The organism is Synechococcus sp. CCY 9618, from assembly GCF_019038415.1.
In the GTDB taxonomy this organism is placed as follows: Bacteria; Cyanobacteriota; Cyanobacteriia; order PCC-6307; family Cyanobiaceae; genus Cyanobium.
Genome location: NZ_JAFKRG010000047.1, coordinates 96,225 through 102,496, shown reverse-complemented (window position 1 = coordinate 102,496; position 6,272 = coordinate 96,225). Strand labels below are relative to the sequence as shown.

Sequence of the window (6,272 nt, the reverse complement as noted above, 5' to 3'; positions counted from 1 at the left end):
CTTCGCTTGAAGGCCTAACATCAAGATCCAGCGGGCGGGGAGCCAAGCATGCCTTTTCATTGCACAGAGCTATCGCCCGCCGCTGATCTTGAGCGTTAGCTGCACAGGAAGGCCGAGGTCGGTATCGTTGATGTGATGGTGGCCCTTTCGGATGCCGACAATCCTCAGAAGCGGTCCTTATAGGGTCTACTTCTACAGTCACGAGCCAAACGAGCCTCCCCATGTTCATGTCGACAGAGATAAGGCGTCTTGCAAGGTCTGGCTTGTTCCTGTTGCACTGTCCTCGAGCCTTGGTTTCAGCGCCAGAGAGCTGCGTGAAATTGAACGGCTGGTCAGCTTGAACAGAGCTATCCTGCTGAAAGCATGGGAGGAGTTTCATGGCTAACCCTGGTGAGCAGGTCAGTGACGTTGCGTTGACAGAAGACAGGCTGATCGTCGACCTGGCTGACGGTCGTTCTATCTCGGTACCGCTGGCTTGGTTCCCAAGGCTTCTACATGCAACCTCCCAGGAGCGTGGCAACTGGGAGATTGCAGGGGCTGGCTACGGAATCCACTGGCCAGATGTCGATGAGGACTTAAGTGTGGAAGGCCTGCTTCGAGGTGCGCCAGCGCCCCAGGCAAAGGCTCTGGTCAGCTAACACAGCCATGCATCTGAGCCGCCGCCGTAACGCTGTATTCTTCGCCGAGCAAACCATGCGGCCAGGTGATGGCGAGCGTTAGCCTGATTCATACAACCGATGGAAATAAATGAAAATTGCAGTGGTTCAAAGACCCCCCGTGCTGCTGAACCGTTCAGCAACACTCGCTGATGCCGTCCTTTCGATTGGGGAGGCGGCATCCAATGGGGCTGGACTCGTCATCTTCCCTGAGGCGTACATTCCGGGCTATCCATCCTGGATCTGGAGGCTAAGGCCGGGTGCGGATATGGCGCTTGCCGAGCAGCTCCACTCCCGCCTTCTCAGCAACGCCGTCAGCCTCGATGGTGATGATCTCCTTCCCCTCAGGGAAGCGGCCACGGAGCACAAGGTGACGGTCGTCTGTGGCATCGACGAGCGCGATGCTGAATTCAGCCGCGGGACGCTCTACAACACGGTTGTGGTGATCGGGCCTGATGGAGAGCTGCTGAACCGGCACCGAAAACTGATGCCGACGAACCCCGAGCGGATGGTCTGGGGATTCGGCGATGGTTCAGGGCTGAAGGTGCTCGACACCCCCTGCGGCCGTATCGGCACGCTCATCTGCTGGGAAAGCTACATGCCGCTGGCGCGATGTGCGCTCTATGCCCTTGGCATCCAGATTTACATCGCCCCTTCCTACGATTCCGGCGACAAGTGGATCGGCACTCTCCAGCACATCGCACGGGAGGGCGGATGCTGGGTGGTGGGAAGCGGCATTGCCTTCCGTGGCAGCGACATCCCGGACTCCGTTCCCGGTAAGGCGGAGCTGTATCCGAAGGCCGAGGAGTGGATCAATCCGGGCGACTCCGTGGTGATCGAGCCCGGCGGAAGGATCGTGGCTGGGCCCATGCGCCGTGAGCTGGGAATTCTGTATGCGGAGATCGACCTGGAGCGCGTGGGTTTGGCCCAGCGGAGCCTTGATGTTGTTGGGCATTACTCGAGACCAGACATCTTCACGTTGCGTGTGAATACCAAGGCTCTCAATCCCGTTGAGTTTGAGGCATCGAAGGACGCGTAGAACCTGCGGGTCCTGAGAACCACCCCCCCCTCCAGTCCCCGTCCCGGCTTCATCTGGCCTGCCGGCGTTGCGACGTGAGCCACGCCGTTCAGCCGCCGGTGCTTGGCTCCAGCAGCAGGGGAACCAGCTCCGTCACCGCATCACCGCTCTTCAGCGTCAGCGCCGTTCCCGCCCCGCTGCAGTCCTCCGGCGCCAGGGAATCCACCGTCAGCCGCAGGCTGCGGCCCTCGCCGCCCGCCAGCAGCACCCCGATCACCCGGGTGTCGTCGGGCTGCAGATCCACCAGGGCATCGTCCCGTTCCAGGAAGCGCAGGCCGATCTGACCCATCGCCCCTCGCTGGCAGGGCCGCAGGCTGTCCAGCTGCAGCCGCTTCACCTGGCCCCGCCGGCTGGCCAGCAGCACGTGGCCGCCGCTGGCCGCCCGGGCCGCCCCCACCACCCGTTCGCCCGGCAGCAGGCGCAGCAGCACGGGGCCCTGGGCGGTGCGGCCCATCACCGGCAGGTTGGTGTCGTTGACCGGCAGGCGCAACAGCCGGCCGGTGCTGGTGGCCACCACCAGATCCTCCCCCTCCCGGCAGGGCACCACCCGCTGCAGTTCCACCCTTTCCTTGAGCTTGAGCACGGTGGCGGGCCGGCCGGAGAGCTCAAGGAAATCCTCGATCGGCAGCCGCTTGAAGCGGCCGTCAGTGCTGAGCAGGCCGATGCTCCCGGGCGGGTGGGGCAGGGGCAGCACCTGCACCACCCGCTCCCCGTGCAGGCTGTCCGGCAGGAAGCGCTCCAGCTTGCCGGGCTGCTGGCCGGCGAATTCCCAGCGCAGCAAAGCCACCCGGCCGCCGGCGCTGAAGGCGAGCAGGGCGGGTTGGTCGGTCACCGGCAGGATCAGCCGCGCCGGCGGCGGCAGGTCGCCCAGTTCAGCCGCCTCGTCGAGATGGAGGCGCCCAAGCATCTGGGGCGTGACGATCCGGACGGCTCCGTCGGCCTGGATCAGCAGCCGGCCGTCGCCGGCCAGGGCCTCGAAGGCCTGCTGCCGCTGCAGTTCGGTGTTGGGCCGCACGGCGGCGGCCCGCTGGGCCACCAGGGCATCGCCCCCTTCCACCAGCCGGGTGCGGCGGGGGGTGGCATAGCGCTTCTTCAGCCCCTTCAGTTCAGCCACCATCGTGGCCAGGAGGGTGTCGCGGTCGTTGAGCAGGTGCCGCAGCCGGGTCCGCTCCTGCTGCAGATCCTCCGCCTCCTTGCGCAGGCCCTGCTGCTCCAAGCCCGTGAGCCGCCGCAGCGGCATGGCCAGCACCGCATCGGCCTGGCGTTCGCTCAGATCCAGGTGCACCTGCAGGCTGGCCCGGGCCGTGGCGGCATCGCGAGCCTCTGTGATCATCTCGATCACCCACTTGAGGGCATCGAGGGCCTTGATCAGACCCAGCACCACCTCGAGCCGGTCTTCGCAGCGTTTCAGGGCGTGGCTGGTGCGCCGGATGATGGTGAGCTCCCTGTATTCGAGGAACCGCTGCAGCATCTGGCGCAGGTTGAGCTGCTGGGGCTGGCCGTTCACCAGGGTCAGCAGGATGGCGCCGAAATTGCTCTGCAGGGCCGTGCGCCGCTGCAGTTCCTCCAGCACCTTCTGAGGTTCGGCATCGCGCCGCAGTTCGATCACCACCCGCATGCCCTCGCGGTCGCTCTCATCACGGATGTCGGCGATGCCGCCGATCTTGCCGTCGTTGACCTGCTCGGCCAGCTTCTCGATCCAGCCCGCCTTGCTCAGCTGGTAGGGCAGCTCGGTGACCACCACGGCGCCGCGGCGGTGGCGGCCCTTGCCGGGCTGCACCTCCTCGATATGCGCCACGCCCCGCATGGGGATGCTGCCCCGGCCCGTCCGGTAGGTGTCGCTCACGCCGCTGCCCAGCAGCACCTCGCCGCCGGTGGGGAAGTCGGGGCCGGGCACCATCGCCAGCAGTTTTTCCTCAGCCAGGTCGGGCTTGCGGATCAGGGCGATCAGGGCATCCACCACCTCGCCCAGGTTGTGGGGCGGGATGCTCGTGGCCATGCCCACGGCGATGCCGGTGCAGCCGTTCAGCAGCAGGAACGGCAGCTGGGCCGGCAGCACCGTGGGCTCCTGCTGGGAGCCGTCGAAGTTGGAGGCGAAATCGACCGTGTCGTTGCCGATCTCATCCAGCATCGCCTCATTGGCGATCGGGGCCAGCCGGGTTTCGGTGTACCGCATGGCGGCCGGGGGATCGTCGTCCACCGAGCCGAAGTTGCCGTGGCCATCCAGCAAAGGATGGCGGCTGGCGAAGGTCTGCACCAGGCGCACCAGGGCGTCATAGACGGCCTGGTCGCCGTGGGGGTGGTACTTGCCGAGCACATCGCCCACCACCCGGGCGCATTTGCGGTAGGGCCTGTCGGGGGTGAGACCCAGCTCGTGCATCGCATAGAGGATGCGTCGCTGCACGGGCTTGAGGCCGTCGCGAACGTCCGGCAGGGCCCGTCCCACGATCACGCTCATGGCGTACTCGAGGTAGGAGCGCTGCATCTCCTGATGCAGGGCGATGGGTTGGACGCGCTCGTCGGCCATCCGTACCTGCGGTGGTGCGGCTCAGGGCGCTCAGCCTACAGATGGCGCCCTGGGCGACCGGCGGCTCAGGAGCCCTCGCCACCCTCAACGCCACCTTCAATGCCGCCGTCGCCGCTGGTGGCATTGGCCAGGGCCCGCTCCACCGCCGGCTTCAGTTCCGGCACGGCCAGGAGCTGGGCGGTCACGGCGCGAAGCCGGGGACCCCAGAGCTGTTCCTTCTGGAAGCTCTCCTTGACGTAGTTGGGCTCCTCCGCCAGGGCGGACTCGGCCAGGCGCAGGGCCTCGGCCCGGTCCGCCGGGTTGCGCTCGTACAGGGCGGCCGCCATGGCCAGGGAGGTCTCGGCGATGTCGGCCTTGATCTTCAGCACCCGCTGCCAGCGGCCGATGGCATCGTTGGTGCGGCCGCTCTCGAACAGCACCAGCCCCTGGTTGTTGATCGCCTCCCAGAAATCCTTGCGCAGGCCGGAGGCCTTCTCGAAGGAACCGAGGGCGGCCTCGTTGTTGCCCAGCAGGATCTGGGCATTGCCCAGATCGAAGTAGGCGCCGGCGTTCTTGCCATCCAGTTCCAGTCCCTTGCGCAGCAGGCCGATGGCGTCCTCTGGCTTGCCGTTGCGCAGGGCCAGGGAGCCCTCGGCGAACCAGATGCCGGCGTTGTCGGGATCCAGTTCCTTGGCCCGGCTCAGGGCCACCACAGCCTTGTCGGTCTGGTTGCTGCGCAGCTCCGCTTCCGCCAGCAGCACCCAGCCGCGGGGGTCATCGGGCAGCAGCCGCACGGTCAGTTCGGCCAGCCGGGCCGCATCCTCCGCCTGGCCGAGGCGCAGCAGCCTGGCCGCCGCCTGGGCGATGCCCAGTCCCGCTCCCTCCAGCTCCTTCTCCTGGGGCAGATAGACGAAGGGAACCAGGGCCCTGGCCGGCAGGGCGTAGACCACCACCGGTGACGCCGTCAGCGGCAGGGTCAGGTACAGGGAGGAAAGCAGTCGCCACAGCCGCCGGCCCACGAAATTGTCCCGAATGGCTTCAGCCTAGGGAGCCGCCCACCCTTAACCCCATTCTCCGGCCAGGGCGGCCCGGAGATTACGTCGCCACATCCAGGGGCGGATGCGCCGCAGGGCCGAGGCCCGCAGCCTTTCATCCCATTCCGCATCGCTCCAGGCCAGGGCCTCCGGGCCGCGCAGATCCAGCAGCCAGTCGCGGGGCTGCACATCCGGATCGGAGGAGCAGGCCAGGGGCGGACGGTTCCAGGGGCAGACCTCCTGACAGATGTCGCAACCGGCCACCCAGCCCTGGAGCTGGTCACGGATCGGGGCGGGCAGGTCCCTGTCCCGGTTCTCGATGGTGTGGTAGGCGATGCATCGGCGGGCATCCACCACGAACGGCTCGTCGATGGCCCCGGTGGGGCAGGCCTCCATGCAGGCCGTGCAGGTGCCGCACAACGCTTCGGCCGGGCGGTCGGGCGGCAGGGGCAGGCTGGTGAGCAGGTGGCCGAGCAGCATCCAGGATCCCCGCTGGCGATGGATGAGGTTGCCGTTCTTGCCGATCCAGCCGAGGCCCGCCTCCTCCGCCCAGGCCTTGTCCAGCAGGGGGGCACTGTCGACGCAGGCCCGCCAGGTGGTGCCGGGGGCCTCCTGTGCCAGCCAGCGCCCCAGCTGCCGCAGCCGGGAATCGATCACCCTGTGGTAATCGCGGCCCCATCCGTAGCGGGCCACCCGCAGGCTGCCGGGCCGCCGCTGGGCCGCCACGTGGTAGTTCCAGCCCACGGCGAGGACGCTGCGAACCCCTGGCAGGAGTGCCTCGATACGGCGGCGGCGGGGATCGTTCATCCAGGCCATGTCCGCCTGATGACCTGCCCCCAGCCAGCGCTCCAGAGCGGCCGTGCGCAGGGTCAGCCTGGGGCTTCCCGGCACTGCGGCGATGCCCACCGGCGCGAAGCCCAGCGCTTCGGCCCGGAGCCGCAGGGCCTCGGCCAGCCCGTCGACGGCAAGAGGGCGTTTCAAGAGCTGCCGGTAGAGTC

The 6,272-nt window shown here is 67.4% G+C and carries 6 protein-coding genes; 3 read left to right on the top strand and 3 right to left on the bottom strand.

The genetic code is table 11. The features are described from left to right. Positions 1-151: 151 nt before the first annotated feature. From KUG41_RS11900 to KUG41_RS11890, 3 genes are all read left to right on the top strand, one after another. Complete coding sequence (locus tag KUG41_RS11900; RefSeq protein ID WP_087069026.1) at positions 152-385, top strand: DUF4160 domain-containing protein; 234 nt, start codon at positions 152-154, stop codon at positions 383-385. Next, on the top strand, positions 378-638 hold the full coding sequence (locus KUG41_RS11895; RefSeq protein ID WP_216904344.1) for a DUF2442 domain-containing protein: 261 nt from the start codon (positions 378-380) through the stop codon (positions 636-638). Before KUG41_RS11900 ends, KUG41_RS11895 begins: the two co-directional genes overlap by 8 nt. Before the next feature lie 109 nt (positions 639-747). Next, the gene (locus KUG41_RS11890; RefSeq protein ID WP_216904342.1) at positions 748-1,695 is read left to right on the top strand and encodes a carbon-nitrogen hydrolase family protein; all 948 of its coding nucleotides are present in this window, start codon (positions 748-750) and stop codon (positions 1,693-1,695) included. Positions 1,696-1,783: 88 nt separating this feature from the next. Here KUG41_RS11890 and KUG41_RS11885 read toward each other — a convergent pair whose 3' ends face one another. The 3 genes from KUG41_RS11885 to queG form a co-directional block, all read right to left on the bottom strand. Continuing rightward, a complete protein-coding gene (locus tag KUG41_RS11885; RefSeq protein ID WP_216904340.1) occupies positions 1,784-4,261 on the bottom strand; it encodes a DNA topoisomerase (ATP-hydrolyzing) subunit A in 2,478 nt (825 codons plus the stop codon). Between the two features lie 65 nt (positions 4,262-4,326). Continuing rightward, positions 4,327-5,259 carry a tetratricopeptide repeat protein gene (locus KUG41_RS11880; RefSeq protein ID WP_216904338.1) on the bottom strand — a complete coding sequence of 311 codons (933 nt, stop codon included), beginning with the start codon at positions 5,257-5,259 and terminating at the stop codon, positions 4,327-4,329. Between the two features lie 42 nt (positions 5,260-5,301). Beyond that, on the bottom strand, positions 5,302-6,255 hold the full coding sequence (gene queG, locus KUG41_RS11875) for a tRNA epoxyqueuosine(34) reductase QueG (protein ID WP_216904336.1): 954 nt from the start codon (positions 6,253-6,255) through the stop codon (positions 5,302-5,304). Positions 6,256-6,272 lie beyond the last annotated feature (17 nt).